The 25,419-nt window shown below is 67.8% G+C and carries 24 protein-coding genes; 9 read left to right on the top strand and 15 right to left on the bottom strand.

The features are described from left to right. Positions 1-13 precede the first annotated feature (13 nt). A complete protein-coding gene (locus AC1HFH_RS17285; protein ID WP_480243826.1) occupies positions 14-652 on the top strand; it encodes a CPBP family glutamic-type intramembrane protease in 639 nt (212 codons plus the stop codon). A 19-nt stretch (positions 653-671) separates the two neighbouring features. Here AC1HFH_RS17285 and AC1HFH_RS17280 read toward each other — a convergent pair whose 3' ends face one another. Continuing rightward, a complete protein-coding gene (locus tag AC1HFH_RS17280; protein ID WP_480243825.1) occupies positions 672-1,715 on the bottom strand; it encodes a beta-ketoacyl-ACP synthase III in 1,044 nt (347 codons plus the stop codon). A gap of 94 nt (positions 1,716-1,809) precedes the next feature. Here AC1HFH_RS17280 and AC1HFH_RS17275 point away from each other — a divergent pair, with 94 nt between their 5' ends. The 3 genes from AC1HFH_RS17275 to AC1HFH_RS17265 all read left to right on the top strand — a co-directional run bounded on the left by AC1HFH_RS17275 (position 1,810) and on the right by AC1HFH_RS17265 (position 4,521). Beyond that, positions 1,810-2,388, top strand: coding sequence for a TetR/AcrR family transcriptional regulator (locus tag AC1HFH_RS17275; protein WP_480243824.1), 579 nt, complete (start codon positions 1,810-1,812; stop codon positions 2,386-2,388). Between the two features lie 492 nt (positions 2,389-2,880). Beyond that, the gene (locus tag AC1HFH_RS17270; RefSeq protein WP_480243823.1) at positions 2,881-3,450 is read left to right on the top strand and encodes a DUF8020 domain-containing protein; all 570 of its coding nucleotides are present in this window, start codon (positions 2,881-2,883) and stop codon (positions 3,448-3,450) included. Positions 3,451-3,591: 141 nt separating this feature from the next. After that, positions 3,592-4,521: an SDR family NAD(P)-dependent oxidoreductase gene (locus tag AC1HFH_RS17265; RefSeq protein WP_480243822.1), complete on the top strand. Its 930-nt coding sequence runs from the start codon at positions 3,592-3,594 to the stop codon at positions 4,519-4,521. Between the two features lie 3 nt (positions 4,522-4,524). Here the strand turns inward: AC1HFH_RS17265 and AC1HFH_RS17260 are convergent, their stop codons facing one another. From AC1HFH_RS17260 to AC1HFH_RS17230, 7 genes are all read right to left on the bottom strand, one after another. Further along, entirely contained in the window at positions 4,525-5,589 is a 1,065-nt protein-coding gene (locus AC1HFH_RS17260; RefSeq protein ID WP_480243821.1) for a family 2 encapsulin nanocompartment cargo protein polyprenyl transferase, read from the bottom strand. Positions 5,590-5,628: 39 nt separating this feature from the next. Beyond that, on the bottom strand, positions 5,629-7,035 hold the full coding sequence (locus AC1HFH_RS17255) for a family 2B encapsulin nanocompartment shell protein (RefSeq protein WP_480243820.1): 1,407 nt from the start codon (positions 7,033-7,035) through the stop codon (positions 5,629-5,631). Then, positions 7,032-9,530, bottom strand: coding sequence for a terpene synthase family protein (locus tag AC1HFH_RS17250; RefSeq protein WP_480243819.1), 2,499 nt, complete (start codon positions 9,528-9,530; stop codon positions 7,032-7,034). The genes AC1HFH_RS17255 and AC1HFH_RS17250 overlap by 4 nt, the downstream gene beginning before the upstream one ends. A 2-nt stretch (positions 9,531-9,532) precedes the next feature. Then, positions 9,533-10,957 (bottom strand): family 2B encapsulin nanocompartment shell protein, encoded by a 1,425-nt coding sequence (locus tag AC1HFH_RS17245; protein WP_480243818.1) that lies wholly within the window; start codon positions 10,955-10,957, stop codon positions 9,533-9,535. 312 nt (positions 10,958-11,269) lie between these two features. Then, positions 11,270-11,899: a SagB/ThcOx family dehydrogenase gene (locus AC1HFH_RS17240; protein WP_480243817.1), complete on the bottom strand. Its 630-nt coding sequence runs from the start codon at positions 11,897-11,899 to the stop codon at positions 11,270-11,272. A gap of 108 nt (positions 11,900-12,007) precedes the next feature. Further along, positions 12,008-13,096, bottom strand: coding sequence for an NAD(P)-dependent alcohol dehydrogenase (locus tag AC1HFH_RS17235; RefSeq protein WP_480243816.1), 1,089 nt, complete (start codon positions 13,094-13,096; stop codon positions 12,008-12,010). Beyond that, positions 13,096-13,557, bottom strand: a complete 462-nt coding sequence (locus tag AC1HFH_RS17230) for a DUF4334 domain-containing protein (protein WP_480243815.1) — start codon at positions 13,555-13,557, stop codon at positions 13,096-13,098. Before AC1HFH_RS17230 ends, AC1HFH_RS17235 begins: the two co-directional genes overlap by 1 nt. A gap of 138 nt (positions 13,558-13,695) precedes the next feature. On the opposite strand from AC1HFH_RS17230, the gene AC1HFH_RS17225 reads away from it, so the two are divergent. Continuing rightward, a complete protein-coding gene (locus AC1HFH_RS17225; RefSeq protein WP_480243814.1) occupies positions 13,696-14,256 on the top strand; it encodes a TetR/AcrR family transcriptional regulator in 561 nt (186 codons plus the stop codon). A 12-nt stretch (positions 14,257-14,268) separates the two neighbouring features. Here the strand turns inward: AC1HFH_RS17225 and AC1HFH_RS17220 are convergent, their stop codons facing one another. The 3 genes from AC1HFH_RS17220 to AC1HFH_RS17210 all read right to left on the bottom strand — a co-directional run bounded on the left by AC1HFH_RS17220 (position 14,269) and on the right by AC1HFH_RS17210 (position 16,646). Next, positions 14,269-14,649, bottom strand: coding sequence for a DUF7882 family protein (locus AC1HFH_RS17220; protein ID WP_480243813.1), 381 nt, complete (start codon positions 14,647-14,649; stop codon positions 14,269-14,271). 43 nt (positions 14,650-14,692) lie between these two features. Continuing rightward, on the bottom strand, positions 14,693-15,559 hold the full coding sequence (gene fdhD, locus AC1HFH_RS17215) for a formate dehydrogenase accessory sulfurtransferase FdhD (protein ID WP_480243812.1): 867 nt from the start codon (positions 15,557-15,559) through the stop codon (positions 14,693-14,695). Between the two features lie 145 nt (positions 15,560-15,704). Next, complete coding sequence (locus tag AC1HFH_RS17210; protein ID WP_480243811.1) at positions 15,705-16,646, bottom strand: LysR family transcriptional regulator; 942 nt, start codon at positions 16,644-16,646, stop codon at positions 15,705-15,707. 186 nt (positions 16,647-16,832) lie between these two features. Here AC1HFH_RS17210 and AC1HFH_RS17205 point away from each other — a divergent pair, with 186 nt between their 5' ends. Next, positions 16,833-19,205, top strand: coding sequence for an FdhF/YdeP family oxidoreductase (locus AC1HFH_RS17205; RefSeq protein WP_480243810.1), 2,373 nt, complete (start codon positions 16,833-16,835; stop codon positions 19,203-19,205). Then, positions 19,202-19,864 (top strand): hypothetical protein, encoded by a 663-nt coding sequence (locus AC1HFH_RS17200; RefSeq protein WP_480243809.1) that lies wholly within the window; start codon positions 19,202-19,204, stop codon positions 19,862-19,864. Before AC1HFH_RS17205 ends, AC1HFH_RS17200 begins: the two co-directional genes overlap by 4 nt. Before the next feature lie 19 nt (positions 19,865-19,883). On the opposite strand, the gene AC1HFH_RS17195 is transcribed toward AC1HFH_RS17200, so the two are convergent. The 4 genes from AC1HFH_RS17195 to AC1HFH_RS17180 all read right to left on the bottom strand — a co-directional run bounded on the left by AC1HFH_RS17195 (position 19,884) and on the right by AC1HFH_RS17180 (position 22,819). Continuing rightward, positions 19,884-20,384 (bottom strand): NADPH-dependent FMN reductase, encoded by a 501-nt coding sequence (locus AC1HFH_RS17195; RefSeq protein WP_480243808.1) that lies wholly within the window; start codon positions 20,382-20,384, stop codon positions 19,884-19,886. 36 nt (positions 20,385-20,420) lie between these two features. Then, positions 20,421-21,056 carry a DUF1345 domain-containing protein gene (locus tag AC1HFH_RS17190; RefSeq protein ID WP_480243807.1) on the bottom strand — a complete coding sequence of 212 codons (636 nt, stop codon included), beginning with the start codon at positions 21,054-21,056 and terminating at the stop codon, positions 20,421-20,423. A 69-nt stretch (positions 21,057-21,125) separates the two neighbouring features. After that, on the bottom strand, positions 21,126-21,497 hold the full coding sequence (locus AC1HFH_RS17185; protein ID WP_480243806.1) for a thioesterase family protein: 372 nt from the start codon (positions 21,495-21,497) through the stop codon (positions 21,126-21,128). A 65-nt stretch (positions 21,498-21,562) separates the two neighbouring features. Beyond that, positions 21,563-22,819, bottom strand: coding sequence for an FUSC family protein (locus AC1HFH_RS17180; protein ID WP_480243805.1), 1,257 nt, complete (start codon positions 22,817-22,819; stop codon positions 21,563-21,565). A gap of 504 nt (positions 22,820-23,323) precedes the next feature. On the opposite strand from AC1HFH_RS17180, the gene AC1HFH_RS17175 reads away from it, so the two are divergent. Next, complete coding sequence (locus AC1HFH_RS17175) at positions 23,324-24,613, top strand: hypothetical protein (protein WP_480243804.1); 1,290 nt, start codon at positions 23,324-23,326, stop codon at positions 24,611-24,613. 11 nt (positions 24,614-24,624) lie between these two features. Beyond that, on the top strand, positions 24,625-25,419 hold the full coding sequence (locus AC1HFH_RS17170) for an Abi-alpha family protein (RefSeq protein ID WP_480243803.1): 795 nt from the start codon (positions 24,625-24,627) through the stop codon (positions 25,417-25,419).

Here is a 25,419-nt window from a genome sequence, read left to right as displayed (position 1 = left end):
TTATGGTCGGGTGGTGATCGTCAGTGGGCGGGCCCGGCTCGCCGTCGAGTACGTCGCAGTGTTCTTCGGAGTCGTCGCGGGGTATGCGCTCCTGCTGCGGGGGATGAGTCCGGTGCCGTTCCTGCTCGGTATCGCGGCGCTGGTGGTGGTGTACCTGCGGCGGACCGGATTCGGGCGGACCGGATTCGGTGGGATGTCCGCATTGCGTGCCGAGCTCGGATCGATTCTGGCGCTGTGGTCCGGTGCGGCCGTGCTGCTCACGCTGGCCGTCTGGTGGCGGGACCCGGCCGCCCTGTTCGAACTGCCCCGGGAACGTCCGCTGATCTGGTTGCTGGTGCTGGTCTTCTACCCGCTGGTGAGCGTGTATCCGCAGGAACTACTGTTCCGGGCGTTTCTGTTCCGGCGGTACGCCCCGCTGTTCGGGACCGGCGCCGGGATGGTGGTGGCGAGTGCGGCGGCGTTCGGGTTCGCCCACATCATCTTCGGCAGCTGGGTGTCGGTGGTGCTCAGTGCCGCCGCCGGTGGCCTCTTCGCGCACCGCTACCACCGTACCGGTTCGCTGCTGACGGTATCGGTGGAGCATGCGCTGTACGGCATCCTGGTGTTCACCGTCGGGCTGGGCCGGTACTTCTACCACGGTGCCGCGGCCTGAGCACCCGGCGTCTCGCCGGTCAGTCCGCGCCGATCGTGGGCAGCCGGACGACCTGGCCGGCGTAGGCGAGACCGGCACCGAAGCCGAGCAGTAGCGCGGTGTCGCCGGGGCGGGCCGCGCCGGAACGCAGCAACTGCTCCATGGCCATCGGGATGGATGCCGCGCTGGTATTGCCCGAATCGGCGATATCGCGGGCCACCGCGACCGAATCCGGGACGCCGAGGGTGCGGGTCAGGGCATCGGTGATCCGGCTGTTCGCCTGGTGCGGTACGAAGGCATCCAGGTCACCGACTCCGACTCCGGCCAGGTCCAGGGCATCCCGGCAGGCCTTCTCCAGATAGGTCACCGCCCAGCGGAAGACCGCTTGCCCGTTCATCCGGATGTACGGGCGCTCCGAAGTACCGCCGGTGGCCTCGGCCGCGGCGACCTCGGCGAAGTACTGCTGGAAATCCTTGTCCTGTTTGATCGCGGAGGTCTGGGTACCGTCGGAGCCCCAGGCCACCGGGCCGATACCCTCGGCCTCGGCCGGGCCCACGACGGCGGCGCCCGCACCGTCGGCGAAGATGAACGCGCAGGTCCGGTCGGTCGGGTCGAGCAGATCCGACAGCCGCTCGACGCCGATCACCAGGACGTGCCGGGCCTGCCCGGACCGCACCAGCGCCGCGGCGTTGCCGAGTGCGTAGCAGAAGCCCGCACAACCGGCGGACACGTCGAAGGCGGCCGTATCGTGCATTCCCAGCTCCGCGGCGACCACCGCGCCCGCGGACGGGCCCAGCACCATCTGGGACGACGTCGCCAGCACGACCGCATCGATGCGATCGGCGGTGAGCCCGGCCGCGGCCAGCGCGTCCCGGGCGGCGGCGGTACTCATCGACACGATCGACTCGTCGGGCTCGGCCCAATGCCGCGCGGTGATTCCGGACCTGGTCCGGATCCACTCGTCGGAGGAATCGATCTGCTCGACGATCTCGGCGTTCGGCACCACCCGGCGCGGGCGATACACCCCGAGTCCCAGTAGTCCGGCATGAGCGACCGGCGCGGCAGTGGTGATCTGCACAGACATGACGTCCTCTCCATGTGAACCGATCGGTTCACATGGCAGAGTTCTAACATGGACCGATCGGTTCAATCAAGAGGTCGTCGTGAGGAGTGCTCGTATGTCCGCCGGACCCCGCGCCCGGTTGATCGCCGGCACCATCGCCACCGTGCAGGAGCACGGTGTCCACGCCACCGGGCTGAATGTGCTGCTCGAACGCAGCCGGGCGTCCCGCAACTCGCTGTATCAGCACTTCCCGGCCGGTAAGAGCGAACTGGTGGAGACCGCCGCGCGGATCGTCTCCCGGCTGGTGTACTCGCACCTCAGCGCGATGGCCGATGCCCTGCCGTCCGCCGGATCGGCCGAACAATGGCTCGACGACCTGTTCGGCTTCTGGCGCAGAGAGCTCGAATCCAGTGATTTCCGGTCCGGCTCGTTCATGATGGCCGCGGCGCTCGACGAATTGGATCCCACGGTCCAGGCGGCGGCGGGGGAGGCGTTCGGCCAATGGACCGGCCGCCTCGCCGACGGCCTGATCGCGGCGGGTGCAGACCCGGAGACCGCCGCCGCACTGGCCGGTCTGCTGCTGTCGGCGATCGAGGGCGCCATCCTGCAGTGCCGTGCGCTGAAGACCGGCCGTCCGTTCGACGACCTGCGCACCCAGCTCGCCGTCCTGCTCCGGCCGTACATCCGGCGCTGAACCCGCACTACCACAACGGAACCGGTCCCGGTCGGCGGATGTGGCGCGGGACAATGCCGATGCCCTCCCGATCGGGTGATGTCGCAGACCTCGTCACCGAGGCTGCCGGGACCGTCGGCACCCGCCTAATGTTGCGATGGCTCATTCGGGAACCCCGACCGGGTGGGCCCGGTTCGCCGACGCACAGCTGATGAAGTTCCGCGAGCCTGTACCGCCGGTGCGCCGTACGGAGGTTCCACTACCCGGCCTCCGACCGCGCACCGGCGGCTTCGCCGGGTCCGGGCAGCTGCCGACGGCACCCGGAAAACCAATGCCCCCGTTCCTGCCGGTACCGAAGATGAGCCGGAGACGCGCCGCCGCCGAGCGGATGTTTCCGCGATCGGCCGTTCCGGGTTCCGCGTTCCCGGCGCCGGTGGTCACAATGATCCGGGACCGATTTCCGGTCCGGTCGGGGATCTTTCGCCCATTCGGGCACGCTGATTGGAGGGGACGATGATTTCGAGGAATACACTCCGGTCCGGCGCCGTATCGCTGCTGGCGGTCGGGGCGCTGACCGTGGCCGCCGGGGCAGGCCGGGCGGCACCGGCCGAGATGGTGCCGCCGACGGTGCACGGCGTCCAGGACGGTATCGGCTACTCGGTGACCCCACTGGCCGATGCCACCGGCGTGACCACCGCCGCCACGGCGGGCGTCTTCGCACTCACCGCCGGCGGCAGCGCGGTCACCTGGACCGACGGCAGCGGCCGCATCGTCGCCACGGTGCCCACCACGATCGCCACAGCCACCGGAACCTACGATCTCGCCGCCGAAATCGGTGCCGATGCCCGCACGCTGACCCTGCGCGCCGTGGATGCGCCCGCGGCGGTGACCGATCGGCTCGGCGGGCTCATCGATGCCGAACAGGACACCCTGGCCCGCAAACAGCACAACGCCGCGGTCGGGGCGCTCATCGGCGCCGGTATCGGTGCGGTGCTCGGCTTCTTCCTCGGTGGCGTCGGTGCCTTGGTGACCGTGCCGATCGGTGCGGGAATCGGCGCCTTGATCGGATTCTCGACTCCGTAGCACCACAGGCGGCCGGGACTCCCGGCCAGCGGGACGATTCGCCGACACCTGCCCGGGCGGCGCCTAGCGTTCGCTGCAACGAGCAGCGGTCGGCCGCCCGGAATCGGTGACCGATCCACGACGATCGGAGGTTCGGCAGCGATGACAGGTCGGAAACATGTTGTGGTGGTGACCGGTGCGTCCCGGGGCGCGGGCAAGGGTATCGCGCTCGCCTTGGCCGAGACCGGAGCGACGGTGTTCGTCACGGGACGGACACCCCGGGGAGAACGCAGTCGGGAAGGGCTGCCGGGCAGTGTTTTCGAGACCGCGGCCGAGATCGATGCCCGCGGTGGCACCGGGGTGCCGGTGGTGTGCGACCATGCCGACGACGAGCAGGTCCGGGAACTCTTCGAACGGGTGGAACGGGAATACGGCGGACTGGATGTCCTCGTCAACAACGCCACCACTCTGCCCGGGATGCCGGCCGGACCGGATCAGGGTTTCTGGGAGCGGCCGTTGCGCGAGGAGGTAGCCCCGCTCGATGTCGGGCTCCGCTCACACTATGTCGCAGCACACTATGCGGCGCCGCTGCTGATCACCCGGCGCGGTCTGCTGGTCCAGACCTCCTCGCCGGGTGCGCGCACCCATCTGCCCGGGGTGCACGGCCCCACCTACGGCGCCGGGAAAGCCGGCGGCGACAAACTGACTTACGACATGGCGCAGGAACTGCGTCCGCACGGTGTCACGGTACTGTCGATCTGGATGGGGGTGCTGGCCACCGAACGCGTCGCTGCCGCCGCCGAGGCCGTACCCGATCTGCTGACCGGAACTTTCCCCGGCATGGAATCGCCCGAGTTCACCGGCCGGCTGATCGCGGCCCTGGCGGCCGACCCGGACGTGTTGCGCCGGACCGGCACCATCGCATGGGGTTCGGAGCTCGGTGCCGAGTACGGCGTGGTCGATGTCGACGGCGGCCGGCCGCCGTCCTACCGCGGGTGGCTGGGCGCGCCGTCCGATTTTCCGGCGGTCGCGCCCTCCTACCAGGACTACCTTGCGCAGCAGGACGGCTCGTCCGGTTCCGGGTCGCGGTAGGCCTCAGTTGCTCCGATCGGCGGCGAGCGCAGCGACCAGCCCCAGCTCGGCCACGGCAGCCGGATCGGCCCGGATATCGTCGACGGTGGCCATCGCCTGTTCGTAGAGCCGACCGGCTTCCGCACTGCTCCACGCCCGGCCACCGGCGGCCTCGACCAGATCGGCGGCGACCGCCAGTTCCGCGTCGTCGAGCGGCTCTTCGCGGTGGTACAGCTCGGCCAGGGCACGACCCTCCGCAGAGTCCGAGCACAGTGCGTGGACGACCGGCAGCGACTTCTTCCGGCTGCGCAGATCGGAGTAGACGGGCTTTCCGGTGACGACCGGATCGCCCCAGATACCCAGCAGGTCATCGGTGTGCTGGAAGGCGCGGCCGAACAGCCGGCCGAATTCCCGCAGCCGCAACAGCTCTCCGGGCTCACCACCGCCGAACAGGCCGCCGAGGGCGGTCGCGCAGCCGAACAGGGCGCCGGTTTTGCGATCGGCCATCGCGAGGCATTCGTCCACCGTGACGTCGTTGCGCCGCTCGAAACTCATATCCGCGCACTGTCCGTCGACGAGGTGCAACACCGAACGACTGAGCAGGTTCGACGCTTCGGTGGCGCAGGGGTGTCCGCTGCCGGCGACCATCTCGAAGGCCTGAGTGACGAGTGCGTCGCCGGTGAGGATGGCCGGTCCGACACCGAAGACGGTCCACGCGGTCGGCCGGTGGCGGCGGGTGGTGTCCCGGTCCATCACATCGTCGTGCAGTAGCGAGAAGTTGTGCACCAGTTCGACGGCCACCGCCGCCGGTAGCGCAGGTGCCGGGTCTCCGCCGGTCATCCTCGCGGCGAGCAGAACCAGGGCCGGACGGAGGGCCTTGCCGCCGTCCCGCCGTTCCGGGCGGCCGTCGTGATCCCACCAGCCGAGGTGGTAGCCGGCAATGTGGCGGACGGTGCTCGGCAGGGCGTGGACGGCGGCGCGCATGGTGGCCGCGCAGGCGTCGCGGCTGTGTTCGAGGACTTCGGTGGCGGTCCGGTCGGGGACAGCAGGCTCACCGGTCACGGCGAGCGGTCCGGGGCTGTGGGGCATGGTCACGTCCTGATCGGGTCGGGGACAGTGGCACGGAGTTCAGCGGCCCAGCTGGATGTTCGTCAGCGCACCGAGCGCGTCCGGTACCAGTACCGCTGCGGCATGGTTGGCGCTGATCAGGTAGGCCGCGACGGCCCGGTCGTCGATACCGGTGAAGCGAACGTTGATTCCGGGTGCGTACTCGTCGGGCAGGCCGGTGTGACGCAGCCCGATCACTCCGTCGTCGCGTTCGCCGACTCGCATGGCCAGGATCGTGCTGGTGCCGGCCGCGGAGATCGGAATCTTGTCCGACGGCAGTAACGGCACATTGCGCCAGGCGTGGACGGTCTGTCCGTCGAGCTCGGTCTGTGCGGGGTAGATTCCCCGGGCGGTGCATTCCCGGCCGAACTGGGCGATGACTCTGGGGTGGGCCAGGAAGAACGCGGTTTTGCGGCGGCGGGCGAGCAGCCGGTCGAGGTCGTCCGGGGTCGGGCGGCCGGTGGCCGAACGCAGCCGCTGGGTGGCGTCGACATTGTTCAGTAACCCGTATCCGGGGTCGGTGAGCAGATCCAGTTCCTGGCGTTCCCGCAGTGCTGCGACGGACAGGCGTAGCTGCTGTTCCAGCTGGTCCATCGGCTCGTTGTACAGATCGGTGACGCGGGTGTGCACCCGCAGCAGCAACTGCGCAACGCTCAGTTCGTATTCGCGGGGCTGCGGGTCGTAGTCGACATAGGTTCCGGTCAACGCCTGCTCTCCGCGGTGACCGGCGGCGAGGTCGATGGCAGCCTGTCCGTACTTGTCGGAGCGGGCACGCTGGGCCGCCACGGTGGACCGGACCGACTCGAGATGTGTGGCCAGTTGCGGATAGCGATCCCGGACACGCTCGAAGGTCTGCCGCGGCAGCGTCAGCACGGTGCACGGGGTCTCGGCGGTGGCGGTGAACTCCCAGATCGGTTGCTCCCCGAGCAGCATGCTGCCACCGAGATGGTCACCGTCGGCAATCACGTCGAGTTGTACCCGTTCGCCGTACTCGCCGACACCGGCGAGGGTCACCCGGCCGTGGGCGATCACGTGCAGGTCTGCGACCGTGTTGCCGAATTCGCAGATGGTCTCGCCGGGGCGGAACTCCTGCTGCCGGAAGGTGTTCGCCAGGTCCCGCAGCACATCGTCGTCCGCGAAGCCGTGCAGTGCCCGCAGCTCCCGGAGCTCCTTCGGGATCAGTCGGTACACGCCACCGGCGACCGTGCAGGTGATCCGATCGTTGCCGACGGTGTAGCTCAGTTGCCGGTTCAGCCGGTAGGCGCCGCCGGCCACTTCCACCCACGGAAGCATGCGCAGCAGCCAGCGTGGCGTGATGCCCTGCATCTGTGGCACCGATTTGGTGGTGGTGGCCAGTGTGCGTGCGGCTGCGGTGCCGAGTGCGGTGGTCGAATCCGGTCGGACACCGGTGATATCGGAGCGCGTCACGGGAGCTTCCTTCCCGTAGTGGGGGGCTGGGGTTCGGCGGTTCGGCCGCCAGGGCTCCGCGGATGGAGCCGGGCCGCAGAGGTGCCGATTCCGGTGGGGGCAAGGGATATCGACGTACCGGGAGCGCTGCTCGGGGGTGCCGCGGTGGTGGCGGCGGACCCGGCCGCCGCGGCAGCCGGTGTGCCGGTCGAAGACCGGGGAACCGACGCGTGCCGGAGCGGGAACGCGGCGGCAGTGCCGATTCCGGCCGGACCGCGGGCGCCGAGGCGGCGGCCGGGTACCGGCGTGCTCGGTGCACCGCCGACCTCGGAAGAATCGGCGCCACCGCCGGCGTGTGGCCGGTCCGCGAGCGGGTAGTGCAGGTTCTCGGTCCGGTACCGGCTCGACTTCCGATGCCAGTTCAGGATGCCCGCGATCCAGTCCCGGAGTTCGCCGATATAGCCCAGCAGGGCAGCTCGGGCGGACTCGTCGAGCCGGTGGTGGTCGAACAGTACCGGCAGTTCCTCGGCCACCAGGCGCTGGAACTGCCGCATCCGGGCCCGCATGAGGTCGTCCACCACCGCGGCCGCCCGGTCCCGGTCGCAGTCGAAGAACGACTCGACGACCAGCACCGCATTGTGTAGCTCGCCTTCGTACTCGATCTCCTTCTGGTAGGAGAACATATCGTTGATCAGGCACCCGTAGTCCTGGGCGGCGCGTTCGACGGCCTGCATGGTGCCGGTCTCGAACACGGCTTCGGGCACCTGCCCACCGCGGGCGATCTTGGACAGGGCGATGGTGAGGTCCGAACCGAAGGTGCGGCGCCGCATCTCCAGATAGTCCACCGGATCCGGCACCCGATGCTGAATATGGTTGGCGACCTCCCACAGCCAGCTCGAGGTCATGGATTCCACTGCGGCTCGAAATGTCTGCCGCGCGGGCATCGTCATCGGTCCGGCAGTGCGGGGCCAGAGATCGGCGAGACCGCGTTCCAGTGGAGTGGCCGGCTCCGGCATGGTCTCGGGATCCAGCGGCATGAACAGCGACAGCCGCGCCTGGCAGGCCTTGGCCGCTGCCATCGCCCCGGCCGACCCGGACGGGGCGAAGGCGACCGGAAAATAGTCATCACCCCAGGTACCCCAGGTGAGCCATTCGGCCGACAGCGTGAGGGCGTCCGCGTCCGCATCCGGATCGAGGCCGGCCGAGCACAGCGCGAAGTCGAAGCCGGTGGTCTCGGCGCGGGTCCACACCTGCCGGCCGCCGAGTTCGGGAACCGGATCATGGAAGCCGACCCGCTCGGCCCAGTCGATGCTCTCCCGCCGGGCGATGGGCAGATGCGGGCTCAGGCTGAGCTCGAACGGCACATCGAAGTCCGGTAGCGGTAGCCGCCCCACCGGCCGCAGCCCGACCTGGGTGTGACTGCGGGCACCTCCGGGCCCGGCCAGCCCCTTCCAGAAGCCGGATCGGGACAGCGCGGTACCGATGCCGACCGGCCCGGTGGGCATCGTCCGGGGCGTGACGGACTCGTTCATGTAGCGGTTGGAACGCAGATGCCATTCGTGGCCACCGGACTGCCAATCCTGCAGCCCCTGCACATAGGACAGTGCCGCGGCGCGCCCGCCGGCATCGAGTGCATGTTCGTCGAAGAGGCCGGGCAGTTCGGTGAGTACTGTGTTCTCGAATTGGTGCATGCGCGAGGTCAGCTGGTCGTTGACCACCTCGGCCGCCTGCTGCGGGGTGCATTCGAAGAAGCGCTCCACCACCAGCACCCCGTTGTTGACCTCGCCTTCCTGTTCGGTCTCCCGCTGGTATGAGAAAATATCGTTGCGCAGGTGCACCGCATCGGCGAAGGTGTCCTTCAGCACCCGCATCGGCCGGGTGCCGACCAGTTGCTCCGGGACCTCCACGCCGCGGGCGTACTCGACCAGATCTGCCGACCAGGGTGCACCCCCTACCTTGCGCCGCATCTCGATGTAGTCGATCGGGTTCGGCACCCGGGCGCCGGTGATGTTGCGGATCTCCCACACACAGTCCAGCAGCAGGTTCCGGGTGCTCTCGGCGAACCGTTCCCGCCAGGCGAACGACATCGACGGCACGGTGCGGGCCCAGAGATCGCCGAGCCCGCGCTCGTCCGGGTTCGTCGGTTCGGGCATCGTGGTGCCGTCGGCCGGCATGAACGTGGCGAGCCGGTCGAGGTACACGCGGGCACCGTCCAGATCGCCGGTCCGCTTGAACGCCTCGAGAAAATGGTCGTCGAAATAGAAGACCCAGGTGTACCAGTCGGTCACCGTGTCCAGAACCTCGGCCGTGGCTTCCGGATGGGTGTAGGCACACAGCCCGGCGTAGTCCATGCCGTCGAAACTCGCCTCGTCCCACACCACATCGCCGCCGACGGCGTCGCCGAGCATGCCCATCTCATAGGCCCAGCGTTTCGTATGTGCCCGCGCAGTGGCCACGTGCGGGTTGAGCCGCGCGGGGTGGGCCACGTAGAAGTCGGGCAGTTCGAAGGGTTGCACGGTCAGCCCTCGGCACCCAGCTGGACCCCGTCGAGGATGCCCAGCGCGTCCGGCACCAGTACAGCCGCCGAATAGTAGGTGCTGACCAGATACGAGATGATCGCCTTGTCGTCGATGCCCATGAAGCGCACGTTCAGGCCGGGCTCGTACTCGTCGGGAATGCCGGTCTGCCGCAGTCCGATCACGCCCTGCGACTGTTCGCCGGTGCGCATCAACATGATCGACGTGGTCCGGGTCGCCGAGACGCCGATCTTGTTGCAGGGCAACACCGGAATACCGCGCCAGGCCGGTACCTGATGTCCGTTCAGCTCGACACTGCCCGGATAGACACCCTTCCGGTTGCACTCGGCGCCGAAGGCGGCGATCGCCTTCGGATGGGCCAGGAAGAACGACGGTTCCTTCCACACCATGGACAGCAGCTCGTCCATATCGTCCGGCGTCGGCGGGCCGGAGAGCGTGGTGGTCCGCTGGCGCAGGCCGGCGTTGTGCAGCAACCCGAAATCCGGATTGTTGATCATCTCGTCTTCCTGGCGTTCGCGCAGGGCCTCGATGGTCAGGCGCAGCTGCTGCTCGATCTGATCCATGGGCTTGTTGTAGAGATCCGCGACGCGGCTGTGCACACGCAGTACCGTCTGCGCGACACTGAGTTCGAATTCACGCGGGTGCAGTTCGTAATCGACGAAGGTGCCCTGCAGCTGTTGTTCGCCCTGGTGTCCGGAGGCCAGGCCGATGACGGCTTCACCGTCGGCATTGGCGAACTGGGCGCGCTCCTGTTCCTCGAGCCAGGCCATCCGGACGTGCGCCCGCAGCGATTCGATGCGGTCGCTGGCCTCGGCGAGGGCGCGGTCGGTCAGGACCATGACGGTGCACGGGGTGACCGCCTTGACGGTGAAATCCCAGTCGTCGACCTGCTCGCCGAGGATCCGTTCGCCGAAGAAGCGGCCGTCGGTCATCACCTCGAGAACGGTCTGTTCGCCGTACTCGCCTTCGCCGAGCTTGTTGGCCTTGCCGTGCGCGAGCAGTACCAGTTCCTCTGCGGGGCGGCCGGCTTCGGCCATGACCTCACCGGGCTGGTAGTCGCGGCGGACGAAGCATTCGGCGAGCGCCTGCAGTGCGGTGTCGTCGGCGAAATCGCGCAGGTAGCGCAGTTCGCGCAGTTCGGCGGCGAGCACCCGGACCTCACCTGCGGTGGCGAAACAGGTGATTCGGCCGTCGCCGATGGTGTAGGTGAGTCGCCGGTTGACGCGGTAGACACCGCCGTCGGCCTGGATCCACGGCAACATCTTCAGCAACCAGCGGGATGTGATGCCCTGCATCTGCGGGACCGACTTGGTGGTCGTCGCGAGATTTCGGGCGGCTGCGGTGCTGAGACTCAGCTGCGGTGCGTCGGAGGCTCCGGTGGAGATGGGGTCGGCCAGATCGGTCATGATTCGTCCTGTTCTCGCAGATCGGTGCGGGCAGAAGACGGCGCCGAGGAGCAGAGGGCAAACACGGCGGAGATGAGCGAAGCGCCGCAAGCGATAGTAGCCGGACATGATCGAGTTGGCGAGCGAATCAGTGTGAAAAAGCTTTGTACACAGTCGTATTCAACTATGGAAGGTGGCGATATGCGGAGATGTCGAGTAGCGTCGTCGGGCTATATATGTGATGTACAACACGTCATTTTGAGGGTGATCTCGGGCGGGCAAACATGTGGATTCTCCGGAAGTTCGGAGACCGCACGACCGGATTCGAGCGAGCTATGCGGGATGGCCGACGGCCAGGATGCCCAACGGGTGGTGTCCGGACGGGACCGCCGGCGGATCGAGGTTCAGTAGTCGGTTGTCGTCGAATCCGGCTACCAGCACCGCGCAGAGGCCGTCCTCGGTGGCCTGTAGGTAGATGTTCTGGGCGACGTGGCCCGCTTCGAGGTACACATAACGCCCGCCGCGACGGCCCCGCGGCGGTTGGTCGGCGAAATGGTCGGTCGCGCTGCGCAGGTCGCCGCTGAGCAGGAGCAGGATCGCCGCGCGGGGCAGCCACTCCCGGTCGGCGAGGGTGCAGTCGGCGACGGCACGGCGATGGTCACCGCCGGTGATCGTGCGCAGGCTGTCGTTCTCGGCGTCGTATCGGTGGATTCCGGTGGCCAGCCCGTCCACTTCGCCCGCCACGACCGACACCGTCATCGGATACAGCCGGTGCGCCGATGGGGCGACGCGACGGCCGTCCGGCAACCGGCCCTGCGCTGCCCAGCACAATCCGGCGACCTGGCGCAGTGACACCGCTCGTTGCGCGAAGTCACGAACACTGCGCCGCCGGCGCAGCAAGGCGGCCAACCCGTTCGACTGCTCGTCGCGCAGCGCGCCGAGCGGAACCACTGCTCCGGTCATTCGGTCATTGGACCATGATCAGCCGGCTATGGCATCTGCTCGCGGGCCGGCCGCCGTGGTGGCGTCCGGTTGCTGCGCCTGTCCGGCCGGGATCCGTGCGGCGGGCGGTCACCAGGTCAACACCGGCTTGATCACGCGACCGGCACGCTGATCGGCCAGTGCGGTCGCGATCTCGGTGTGCGGGTAGCGCGTCACGAGACGATCCATCGGGAATCGTCCGCGCCGGTGCAGTTCGAGCAGGTGGGGGATGAAGGTGGCCGGGACGGCATCGCCCTCCAGGCAGCCGCGGATCGTCTTGCCGGACAACACGATGTCGGCGATGTCCACCGGAGGGGTGCCGGAACCCAGTCCGACCGCGACGACGGTCGCCCCGGTGGTCAGCGACGACACTGCCTGCCCCAGCACTGCCGCCGATCCGGTGGTGTCGAGTGCGTGGGTGGCGCCGCCGCCGGTGCACGTGCGGATCTCCGCCACCGGATCGGCTGTGGCCGGGTCGATCGACACCTCCGCGCCGAGTTCACCGGCCAACCGCCGCCGCCCGGCCGAGGTCTCGACGACTGCCACCCGGACGTCCGGCAGAGTTCGGGCGGCCAGTAGCGCAGCCGTACCGACCGCACCGGCGCCGTGGATGACCAGCCATGACCCGGGGTCCGGGCGAAGTACGTTGAGCACTGCTCCGGCGCCGGTCTGGAAGCCGCAGCCGAGCGGGGCGGCCACTGCCGGGTCGACGCCGGGCTCGATGCGGACGGTGTTGTCGGCGGTGGTCAGCGCGTACCCGGCGAAACTGGATTGGCCGAAGTATCCGGACAGTGCGGGTATCCCGCCGACGGTCACCCGGGGCCGGTCGTGGTCGCGTGGGCCGAATCGGTTCAGTTCGGTGGCGCGCCGGCAGTAGGCGGGGCGGTTGCCGTGGCATGCGGCGCAGTCACCGCAGTGCCGGAAGGTCAGGACCACGGCATCCCCCGGGGTGACGCTGTCTACGCCGGGGCCGACCGCGGCCACGGTGCCGGCGCCTTCGTGGCCGAGCAGGACCGGCCGGTCGGCCGCCCCGGCGCCGCGCCCGACCAGGTCGGTGTGGCAGATTCCGGCGGCCGCGATCCGGACCAGGATCTCGCCGGGGCCCGGCATGTCGACCTCGGCGTCCTCCACTGTGAATTCGGCGGCGGGGTCGCGGGATACGAGAGCAGTGGTGCGCATCAGGACACTCGCTCCAGCAGGAAGTAGAAATGCTCGCCGTCGGCGAGTACGAGCTCCGGGCGGCCGTTCATGATCCCCATCAAGGTCGTGTCGTCGAGCCATTTGAAATGATCGAACACCGCCCGGCCGTCGTAGACCATCGTGGCGGTGACCTCACCTCGGAACTCGATGTTCCACAGGGTCGCTTCGCCGTTGCCGAGTTCGACGTTCGAGAACAGCGAGCCGTCCTCGGCCCGGCAGATCAGCGGTTGGGCGTCGTCGAGGGCTCGGAAGTGCTTGCCGTACCACCGGCTCCGCGGTAGTGCCCGGCACAGCGGATGCCCGGTCTGGAATGCCGACCCGCGCCATTCGCCGAGGATGTCCTCGGCCCGTGCCGGTCGCAGCCGGGCCCACAGTCGGTCCAGTTCGTCCGGTGTAACTCCTTCTGTGCGGTTTCGCAGTTGCTGCCAATGCTCGCCCATCGAAGGCCTCCGTGCCTCGTCGTCGGGAACCGGGTGTCTTCGGAAGCCGAGTCGAAGTGACTCGGAAGTTCCAGAACCATTTGGTTCGGAAGGCTACCGTAGTCCCGAACCATGTGGTTCGTAAACTAGGATCGGCGCATGCGAGCAGCAGGGATGGCAACCCGGGAACGGATTCTCGGTGCCGCCAAGGCGGAGTTCGCCCGGTACGGTGTGGCCGGCGCCCGGATCAACCGGATCGCGACAGCGGCGCAGGCCAGCAAGGACCGCCTCTACGCCTACTTCCCGGGGAAGAACGAGCTCTACGTCGCGGTCACCGAGCGCTGGACCGGAGAAACGACGGCGGAGACGGCGCTGCGTGCCGACGATGTGCCCGGGTACGCGGGCCGGCTCTTCGATCATTTCCTGGCCCACCCCGACGACGCCCGCCTGCAGGCCTGGGCGGAACTGGAACCCGCCGACGATCCGGCCCTCGCCGAGGTGCTGCGCCGCACACTGGACCCCAAACTGGCCGAACTGCGCCGGGGCCAACAGGACGGGGTGATCACCGCCGAGATCCCGGCGTCGACTCTGCTGCGGATGCTGACCGAACTGGCCCGTACGACAGCCGCGCATGTCGCGGCGGGCCGGTCCGGGGCCGATCGGGTCGCCGCGCAGCGGGGGGCCGTTGTACTGGCGGCTCGGCGCCTGGTGGCGCCGTGAGTGGCGACCCGATCAGTCCGGCGTCACCCCGGCCGGATCCTCGTCGAGGTCGTAGTCCAGTTCGTCGGGGAACGCCACCGGCAGATCGCTCACCTCACCGAGGAAGACGCCGAACGGCCCACGCGACATCTCCAGCATGGCGTCGTAGTAGTCCTGATCGAAGGCGACCTGTGCGGCATCGTCGTAGAAGAACTGGAGCGGGATCGACGGGTGGAACCAGAAGTAGTTGCGGCGAGCTCGACCGGATTCGTCGGTTCCGGTGAGGCCGACCTGGAACCCTTCTTCGCTGCGAAAGCGGATCTCGGTCACCAGCTGGAGATGGGCGACGAACTTGATGTCGGCCTCGTCGGCGCCGACGGCGACCGGCGCTCCGTTGTACACGAATCCCGGCATCGGCTGTCCTTTCGTCGTGGTGGTCGCACGGCGTCCGCTGTGATCATGCGACCGGCTCGCCGTGCACGGGTGTCGAGCCCGATGCGGGCACCGGGACAGCCGGGGCGAATCGGTGTGCCCCGGTGTAGATGTTCATCGTCTCGCCCCGCAGGAATCCGACCAGGGTGAGACCGACGTCGTCGGCCAGGTCCGCGGCCAGCGAACTGGGCGCCGACACCGCGGCGAGGAAGGGGATACCGGCGGCGGCGGCCTTCTGGACCAGCTCGAACGATGCCCGGCTGCTGACCACCAGTACCAGATCGTGCCCCGGGAGCCGGCCGTTGCGCAGGGCCCAGCCGATGACCTTGTCGACGGCGTTGTGCCGCCCGATGTCCTCGCGGACCACGAGGAGGGTGCCGTCGCGAGCGAACAGTCCGGCGGCGTGTACTCCGCCGGTGGCCCGGAAGGCCTTCTGTTCGCTCCGGAGCGTCGCCGGCATCTCGGCCAGCACCGCCGGGGCGACGCTGCCGGTATCTGCCGGGATCGGGAACTGCAGCCGGGTCCGGACCTCGTCGAGGGCGGTCTTGCCACACAGGCCGCAGGCGCCCGTGGTCAGGAAGGGGCGGGTACTGACCGGTACCGGGGTGCGCAGCTGCAGGTCGAGCACGTTGTAGGTGTTGCGGCCCTGGTCGTCGGTGCCGCTGCAGTATCGGGCCGAGACGATGTCGTCGGCCTGCCGGATGATGTTCTCGCCGAACAGGAAGCCGTGGGCGAAGTCGATGTCGTCGCCGGGCGTACGCATGGTGACGGTCAACGACCGGCCGCCGATCCGCAGCTCCAGGGGTTCCTCGACGGCCAGGGTGTCGGGGCGCCGGATCAGGCCCGCCGGAGTCAGGCGGGTGGTGTTGCGTCGTGCGGTGACCCGGCTCATCGTCGTCTCCACTCGGCCATCGGATTGCTGCGCTGCGGCCTCGGCACCGCGCCGTGCGGACGCTGCCGAGTCACGGCGAATTCAGTGTGCGACGGTTGCGCAGCTGCTGTCCAAGACACGATACCGATCGGCTGATCGGAGCCGATCACGCAACACCGGCGGATCCGGAGGGGGAGGCGGCGCCCGCCGGGTGGCGGGCGTCGATCGCTGCGGTCCGGGCGGTGTGGATCAGCGCCCGGGTCAACGCGGAGGCCGGCTCACCGGCTGGAGTGACCAGTGCGATCCCGGCCGAGATCGCGGGGTTCTGCAATTGCAGAACCCGAGCTCCTTCCGGCCGGCGTACGGTACGCAACCAGGTGTCGGGAACGATGCCTGCCCAGCGTCCGGTGCCGACGTGCGCGAGCAGCGAGATCACCGAATCCGTCTCCAATTGCGGGGTCACCGCGAGGTCGTGGACGGCGAGGGCCTCGTCGATGAGCTGGCGGCCCCGCATGCCCTGGTTCAGCAGGCACAGCGGTAGTTGCCGGACGTCGATCCAGGTGATGGTGTCCTGTCGGTCCCGGACCAGTTCCCGACCGGCGACCAGCACTTGCCGTTCCCGGTAGAGGGGTGTGGCGGTGAGCCCGCCCAGGTCCAGCCCGTCCGTGTAGACGACCCCGGCGTCCAGTCCGAACCGCCGGATCCGGTCGATGATGTCGGTGGACCGCAGGCTGGTCTCCAGCCGTACCCGCACCAGCGGATTGTCGGTGCAGAACGGGTCGGTGAGCAGGGCGACGGTGCCGGCGACGGCGGGGATGACGCCGAGCCGGAGATCTCCGGTGAGGCCGGTCCGCAACGTGGCGGCCTCCTGTTCCAGGGCGTCGCGATCGGCCAGCACCCGGCGCGCCCAGTGCACCAGCCGTTCCCCCTCCGGCGTCAGCCCTTCGAAGGACCGGCCCCGATGGACGAGTGGCACCTTCAGTTCGTTCTCCAGCTTCCGGATCGCTTCGGACAGCGCCGGCTGGGAGACGTAGCAGGCATCGGCGGCCCGGGCGAAATGCTGCTCGCGGGCGAGTGCGACGAAATACTCGAGCTGGCGGAAGAGCATGATTCATTCGAACACGGAGTACGATCGGCGCGTGTGCCGGGCGGCTGCTGCTCGATCGATCGGTGCCGCCTATCGCGTAGTCGGAGATGCGTTCTGGACGCTCACCGCGTCCACCCGTGAGGATTGCCAGTACATCACGAATTCGTGTGCCGGCGGTGACGCCGGATCGTCGAAGGGTAGCGCGCCATGGCAACAGGTTCACCCGAAGATTTCGACCCGGACTCCGGGCCCAGCCGGGAAACGGATGCTGCGAAGCAACCGGAATTCCATCCGTACCACCATCCGGCGGCCGGCTGGGGTGCGGCGAAGGCGGTCACGGCGTTCATGCTGGGCCGGGAGAAGGAACCGATCAACGGTCCCCGCGCGATTCTGAAGATGAATCACGAGAACGGTGGCTTCGACTGCCCCGGGTGTGCCTGGCCCGATTCGCTCAAGGGCATCCATCTGGATATCTGCGAGAACGGCATCAAACATGTCACCTGGGAGATGACCCACAAGCGGGTCGACCGCAAGTTCTTCGCCGAACATACCGTGACCGAGTTGTCCGAGTGGAGCGAATTCGACCTGGAGGACCAGGGTCGGTTGACCGAACCCATGGTCTACGACCCGGATACCGACAAGTATGTCCCGATCAGCTGGTCGGACGCCTTCGAACTCGCCGGGCGTACGCTTCGGGAACTCGACGACCCGAACCAGGCCTCGTACTACACCTCGGGACGGCTGGGTAACGAGGCAACCTTCCTGTACCAGTTGATGGTGCGTGAGTTGGGCACCAACAATTTGCCCGACTGTTCCAACATGTGTCATGAGGCGAGCGGCCGGGCCCTGCAGGCTGCGCTCGGAACCGGTAAGGGCACCTGCGATCTGGAGGATTGGGAAACCACCGACGCCTTGTTCATCATGGGCGTCAATGCCGCCTCCAATGCGCCCCGGATGCTGACGGCGCTGGCCGAGGCGCACCGGCGCGGTGCGCAGATCGTGCACATCAATCCGCTCGTCGAAGCAGGCGCGCGCCGGACCATCATCCCGCACGAATTCCTGCAGATGGCCACCTTCCACGCGACCCCGACCTCCACGCTGAACCTGCAGCCGCGGATCGGCGGCGACTTCGGCGTGATCCGAGGGATGGCGAAGGCGGTGCTCGAGGCCGCCGAAACCGATCCGAAGGCCCTCGACAGGGAATTCATCGACCGCTATACGACCGGGTTCGAGGAGTATCGGGCACTGTGCGCCGCCACCCCGTGGCCCGAGATCGAGGAACAGTCGGGGCTGTCGGTGCGCGATATCCGCAAGGCCGCCGAGGTGTACTGCCGGGCAGATCGCAGCATCATCAGCTGGTGTCTGGGGGTGACCCAGCACGAACACGGCGTCGACACCATCCGGGAGATCGTGAATCTGTTGTTGCTGCGGGGGAACCTCGGGCGCGAGGGAGCCGGGCCGTCACCGGTTCGCGGGCACAGCAATGTGCAGGGCAATCGCACCTGCGGAATCAACCATCGGCCGGCGCCGCAGTTCCTGGATCGGCTCGCCGAGGTGTGCGGTATCGATCCGCCCCGCGAGCACGGCCTCGATGTGGTCGGCACGATCGAGGCGATGCACGCAGGGCGGGTGAAGGTTTTCTTCGCCATGGGGGGAAACTTCGCCCTGGCCGCCCCGGACACCGCCTATACCTACGCCGCGCTGAGAAAGTGCGAGATGACGATCCAAGTCAGTACCAAACTCAACCGCAGTCACCTCGTGCACGGTCGACGGGCGCTGATCCTGCCGTGCCTGGGCCGGACCGAAAAGGACCACCAGCGTTCCGGGGTCCAGGCCACCTCGGTCGAGGATTCGATGGCGATGGTGCACCTCTCGGTGGGGATGAAGAAACCGGCCTCGCCACATCTGCGGTCCGAACCGGCGATTCTGGCCGGAATCGCGCGGGCGGCACTGCCCGACAGCCCGACACCGTGGGAACACTACATCGAAGACTACGACCGGATCCGCGACACCATGGCCGAGGTTCTGGACGGCTTCGAGGACTTCAACCGGCGGGTACGGCTCCCGCTCGGATTCCGGATCAAACAGCCCGCCCGGGAACTCGTCTTCCGCACGCCCTCCGGGCGCGCCGAATTCTCACACGCCTCGTTCCCGGAGCTCCCGCGTGACCCCGGCACGCTGACCCTGGCGACCATGCGCTCGCACGATCAGTGGAACACCACGATCTACTCCGACAACGACCGCTACCGCGGTGTGAAGAACCTCCGCACGCTGGTGTTCATGAACGAAAGCGATATGCGCGATCGGGGGCTGCAGGAATTCGACGAAGTCGACATCACCAGCATCGCCCGGGACGGCAGTACCCGATCCCTGCAGCGCTACCAGGTGATCCCGTACGACATCCCACCAGGCTGCGCTGCCGGGTACATGCCGGAGATGAACGTCCTCTGCGCCATCGGCGATTACAGCACGCAGAGCGATCAGCCGATCATGAAGAACCTGAAGGTGACGATCGAACCATCGGCGCCCGCGACCGCCCACCGGACGGTGACCACTATGGCGACTGGAGGTAACGAGTGAACGCGCACACCCGCAGGACCTATGCGGCGATTCTGGGCCACCCGGCACCGCGCGATCTGGCGTGGGACAAGTTCGTCGACCTCTGGGAGGACATCGCCGAATCGGTGGAGCAGGAGTCCGGTGACCGGCTCGCCGTGCGCATGAACGGGCATCGAGTGGTCTTCCGGCGCCCGCACGACGGCAAAGTGTCCATCCAGGGGATCGAGGACGCGCGGCATCTGCTCCGCGCCACGCCGGATCCGAAGGGATCGGGCTCGGTGGTCGCTGTCGCGCTGGACGCCGAGCGGGCCCGGATCCTCCGGTTCGATCTGGACACCGAGAAGGTCACCGACACCGAAACCGATGTCCGCGACACCGATCCGCGGTCGCGGCACCTGCGTACCGTGGAACGCCACACCGGACGCGAAGACGTGCAGGACCTGGTGCACTATTTCGACAGCGTCGCAGCCGAGCTGGCTACGGTCACCGGCGGCGACCGGTTTGTGGTTCTCGGCCACGGCCACGGCAAATCGGATGTTGCTGCCGAGTTCGTGGACCGGCTCGAAGCGAAGCATCACCAACTGGCCGGACAGTTGGCCGGTGTAGCCGATGTGGACCTCAGTGCGGCCGATGACGCGGAACTGGAGGCCGAGGCGCAGAAACTCACTGCCGCGACCTGATGCGGACGGTTTCCGGCCCTCAGACACCCGATGCCACGGCAACCACGGTGTCGGCCAGTCGTTCCATTCGGGCGTCGGGCGCGTCGGCCGGGGCGATCCCGACCGGACCGGAGAGTGAGCCGGCGCCTGCCCGGGAAAAGCGCTGCACCAGGCCTGCGGCTCCGTCCGTATCCGGTCCGGCCGTGATCACTGCTGTCATCAGGCCGGACACCGGAGCTGCATCGGCCGGATGGCAGATCCAATCGACGACGTCCTCGGCGATTCCGATTCGGCCGGCACCATCCGGTACGAACAGCAGGATTCCGTCCGATTCGAGAACCGAACGGCGGAGCTGATTCGCGGACAGGGGCCTGTCCTCGGTGGTATCCATGTCGGCGCGATACGGCGGAAGATCGGCGATTCCGTCGAATACGACGACGTCGGTGTAGTTGCGTACGGCGGCCTGTTGCGCTTCGGCGGCCAGTTTCGCAGCGGTCGATCCCGGGGAATTGTCGGCGACGAGAGCGAGAATGTAGGCCATGGCGGAAATCGTACTCGTAGAGTTCGGTTTCGTCGCTCAACCTGTGGCGATCCCCGCTACCAGATTGATTGTGGTTGCGAGGACGACGGTTCCGAACACATACGAAAGCAGGCAGTGTCGGAGCACCACCGCACGCAGCGTCGGTTCGGTCACATTCGTATCGGACACCTGATACGTCATCCCCAGGTTGTAGCTGAAATAGAAGAAATCCCGATACGCCGGCGGAGTGCTGTCGTTGAAATCGATCCCGCCGGTCGGGTCGTGAAAGTAGTGGTCTGCGTATCTGGTCGCGTACATCAGATGCAGCGCCGCCCATGCCATGAAGACACCACCGAGAGCGATTGCTGCGGCCGCATGGGCTGCCGTGGAACGGCCTAGCACCAGAACGACCACGATTCCGACCAGTCCGCTGGAAGCGGCTGCGACGACCGCGAGCTCCTCGACGAGCGGGCGGAAGTCCTCCCGGGCGATATCGGCCCGCGTGCGGGCGCTGTCCATCGGCCACAGCACCAGCCAGCCGCTGATTACGAAGGCGGTCGCTGCGAAAGCGATCCCAGCGGTGATGCCCAGTGGTAGCCCAGTGAAAAGGCCAACGGCGGTTCCGGCCGCGATTCCGGTGAGTATCGATGCAATCAGTCGTACGAGTGCGGAGACTGCAAGCCTGGCGAGCATGCTCGAACCTTAGGTTGCTGTCGGCCGGGGTCGCCCGGGACACGCTGGTCGGAAGCCGCTGTGGGCTCGCTAGGAGTGTGCACCGGGGAATTCGTCGCGCCGAACGACGACGCGGTGCACCGTGCCCTCGGCCACGGCGCCAAGGGCATCCCGCAGTGTGACGGCGAAGGTCAAGCGGTTGCGGTCCACGTCGGTGAGGCGGGCGGCGACGGTGAGGACCGTGCCGACCGGGCTGGGACGGCGGTGGTGCAGCGCCACCTGCACCCCGACCGTCGTTTCACCCGGGGTCAGGCGGTGCCGGACGGCCTGTACGGTCGCTTGTTCGGCCAGTGCCAGTGCGCGGGGCGTGCCGAGGACCGCGACGTCACCGCTGCCGAGGGCGAGGGCGGTATCGGGCTCGCGGACCTCGTAACCGAATTCGGCAGTGTGTCCCGGGTGCATGCTGATCTCCGGTCGTCGACGGCCGGTCGGCCTGCCACCGGATGCGACGGTGGCAGGCAGGCCGGTCAGTCGTCCTCGTCTGCATCGGCGGCGGCGTTGCGCTCCCGGGCGATTTCCAGGGCGCGCTCGGCCGTCGCCTTGTCCGGGTAGGGACCCATCCGGTCCTCGACCCAGCCCTGCTTTCCCTGTACGGCTCGGTGTGTCTTCAGGTCGAAGTACCACGCGTTGTCGTCATCAGAAGTCATGGCTCGAGTATGCACCGTCGGTGCGTTCGGTGGCCGGTCCTCGACCGGGTTCGGCTGCCGTGTTCGCGGCTCCGGCACCCCGAACGCGACAGCGACGCCGATGGCTACCCCGAGCACCGTATCGACGGCTCGGTCGCCGAGCATGGTCCACGGCTCCGCGGGTTCGGCGAGGACGGTCATCGCCATGATCAGTGGCGTGAAGAAGCCCAGCGCAACGGCGTAGTGCCGGGCCATGAACAACTCGGTCGGATAGAGCAGGGCGATGATCGCCAGCGCCAGTACCGCGGGCTCCGGTTGCGGCACGAGCAGCGGCACCGTCACCGCGAGGCCCGCGAAAGTGCCGACGATCCGGTGCGCCGCCCGCCGCACCCGGTCCCGGTTCCGGTCCGCGGCAAGGGGAACCGCGGCTCCGGCCATGGCCCAGTTCGCGTGGCCCACGCCCAGTGCCAGTCCGGCCGCCCCGGACAGGGCGATGGCCAGTGCGTAGCGAACCGCCTGGGTGGCCGCCGCTCGCCCGGTGCGGGGTGCCGGCCGGGGCGGTAGTTGCCTGCGTCGCATGTTGTCCCGGGGGAGGCGGAGTGCATCGAAATAGCCGACTCCGAGGCACAGCAGCGCCGTGGCGGCGCACACCAGGAACGCCGTCCCCGGGTCCGGCAGCGTGTGGGCCACCATGGCGACGGCACCGAAGGCGAAGATGCCGAAGAACGGGCCGGCGGGCCGGAGTCCGAGTCGGTCCAGGACCGGTGACCACAGCGCCGCGAACAACGCCACCGCCACGATGAGGAGCCACGGCGGCCCACCCATCCGGGCGGTGAGGATTCCGGCGCCGACGCCGCTGAGCAGCAGAGCGCCGCCTTCCAGTTGGTGGGTCAGCCGTTGCCGTGCGGACTCGGCGAACCCGTACATCCCGGTAAAGGAACCGAATACTGCGTACAGAATCAGATCGGTGCGACCCACAGCGATGAGCACCAGTCCCGGAACAGCGAGCCCCGCGAATACCCGGAGCGCCGGCAGGTGGTCGAAATCGGCACCGTGGTCCCGGATCGCCCGACACACCGTGGTGACGGGTGTGCGCACGGGGACTCCGTTCTCGTTTCGGGGATTGTCGAATAGTGGCGAGCGGTCTCGATACTGAACAGGTTGCCCGCCGGACAGGAGTCGGTCAAGGCTCGGTGACGTTTCCGACAACAATGAGCGCCGGTTCGATCGGTGGCATATATCGGGCGATCGGAAATCGATATCGAACGGGACGGGAAATTGACAGACGATGTATTCGTGGGGATTTCCTATTCTGGTTTCAGAAATGCTGCGCTCGGCGTCGATTCCACCGGCGACGGGCCGTCCGGGTCATGGCGTGGTCACCGACGTCGCCGGAGAGGTCGCCCCGGCTGATTCTCGGTGGCCGGAGCGTGGAGATCTGGATAGCTGACAACTTGCTGGCCCGGGAGTCGTCGGCGTGTGCGGTGGTACACGCCTGGGCATCGGTTTGGCCGATATGCACCGCTTCCGGCTGTCGGCATGACAGAATTTCGGCGACGGCGGGTCCGGCCGGCCCGCCATGCCCGTAGGAGTGCGCGAACGATGGATATGGGAGTTGTTGTGGCGATGGGCCTCGGGGAACCCGTCTTCTTCGGCAACGACCTGACCCTCGGGTCGCTGACCATTCCGCTCGCCTGCGGTCTGATCGGCCTGCTCACCAACTGGGTGTGTGTCCAGATGATGTTCCACCCCATGCAGTTCCTCGGGATCCGGCTGCCGTTCACGGTGAAGGGGTTGCCGCTGGGTGGCTGGCAGGGCATCTTCCCGCTGCGCGCCGGGCTGATGGCCAGCGTCATCTGCGATACGGCGATCATGAAGCTGGGCCGGCTCGAGGAGTTCTACCGGGCCCTGGAACCGGCGACACTGGCGACGCGGATGACCGAACTCGCCCGGCCGGATATCGCCCGGCTGACCGACGAGATCATCCAGCGCGAGTACCCGGACCTGTGGGCTCGCCTGCCCGAGCGGGTCAAACGGGCCATCCACCTGCGTGTGGAGGCGGAACTGCCCGGCGTCATCGGCGGGGTTCTCGACGATCTCGGTTCGAATATCGAGAAGCTGGTGGATCTGAAACTCCTGGTCATCCGGTTCATGGAGGAGAACCCGGAGATGGTGTGCCGGATCTTCGAGGATGCCGGGGGCAAGGAGTTCTCCTACATCGTCCGCGCCGGGTTCGTGTGGGGTGTCCCGCTGGGACTGCTGCCGCTGGCGATCTACCTGTGGGTGCCGCTACCTGCGTTGATCACCGTTCCGGTGGGCAGCGCCGTTGTCGGATATCTGACCAACTGGATCGCGCTGAAACGGATCTTCGAACCCGATGTGCCCAAGCGGATCCTCGGATTCGAACTGCTGGGCCTGTTCATCAAACGGCAGCCCGAGGTGTCGAAAGTGTTCGCCGAGATCGTCGCGCACCGGGTACTGACCATCCCGACGCTGGTCGGCGAGATGTTCACCGGCCCGGACCGGGACCGGACCCGGCGGCTGATCTACGACTCGGTGCGGCCGGTGGTGGTACGCGCGGTCGGTGTGGTCGCGCCGATGCTCGATGCGGTGGCCGGCCGCGGTATCGACCATATGGTCGCGGATTTCACGGCCGCCGGCGGCACCATGGACGTCATGGTCACCGCGACCATGCAGGACGACGATTTCCTGCGCGCCCGGCAACAGCATCTGGCCGATTTCATGGAGACCCGGATGACGGCGCTGCCCGGCAACGAGTTCTGCGCCATGCTGCGCGCCGGCATCAAGAAGGACGAATGGATGCTCACGCTGATCGGTGCCGTTCTCGGCCTGTGTGTCGGTACCGCACAGGCCCTGATCACCTTGGTGTGAGGAGGTTTGCGATGAGTTCCGAGAAGATGAATCCGGAACGACCGCCGGAGCTACCGGATGAGGGTGGTTCGGTGATCGGGCTGGCCCGCTACGTCGCCGGTGAAATGGCCGGTTCGGCGTTCCGGCTGGGTCGGGACACGGTCGGCGCGGCCGCCGATGCGCTGGGCGCCGGCCCGGCATTGCGTCGGGCCGCACGCCTGCTGGACGACGTCGCCGGTCCGGTGGGTGAGGTGCCGGACCAGGTGCGTTCCCTGGCCGGTCGGGTGGCTTCCGCGGTACCGGTGCATGCGGTCACCGATTTCGCCGGCAGCACCGTGGACGACTGGCGGGCCGCGCTCCGCGCCGAGGGCCAGGCGCTGCTGTGGCGTTCGGCCGCCCTCGACGACCCCGTCGAGTTCCCGGCTCTGCAGGGGATTCTGCGGATGCTGAGCCCCGATGAGGCGCGCATCGTGCGGTTCCTCGGCGAGGAAGGTGCCCGGGCGGTGATCGATGTGGTCGCGTTCAATCCGATGACCCGCAAATACCGGGAGTTGCTGCACAACTTCTCGATGGTGGCCCGGGAGGCCGGCTGCATCCGGTATCAGCATGCGTCCATCTACCTGGACAACCTGCTGAGGCTGGGATTGGTCCACATCCACGACTTCCAGATGCGCAGCGAACAGCAATACGAGATGCTGGCGTTCCAGCCGGAGGTCACCGGGTTGGTGCCACCGAGTGGATTGTTCGTGCGGCTGCGGCACCACCGCAAGGGCGTCGAGCTGTCGGAGTTCGGCAAGGTGCTCTACGACGAATGCTTCGTGAGCTGA

It is taken from the genome of Nocardia sp. KT25-26 (assembly GCF_056627695.1).
This window is presented reverse-complemented; position numbering and strand designations above follow the sequence as displayed.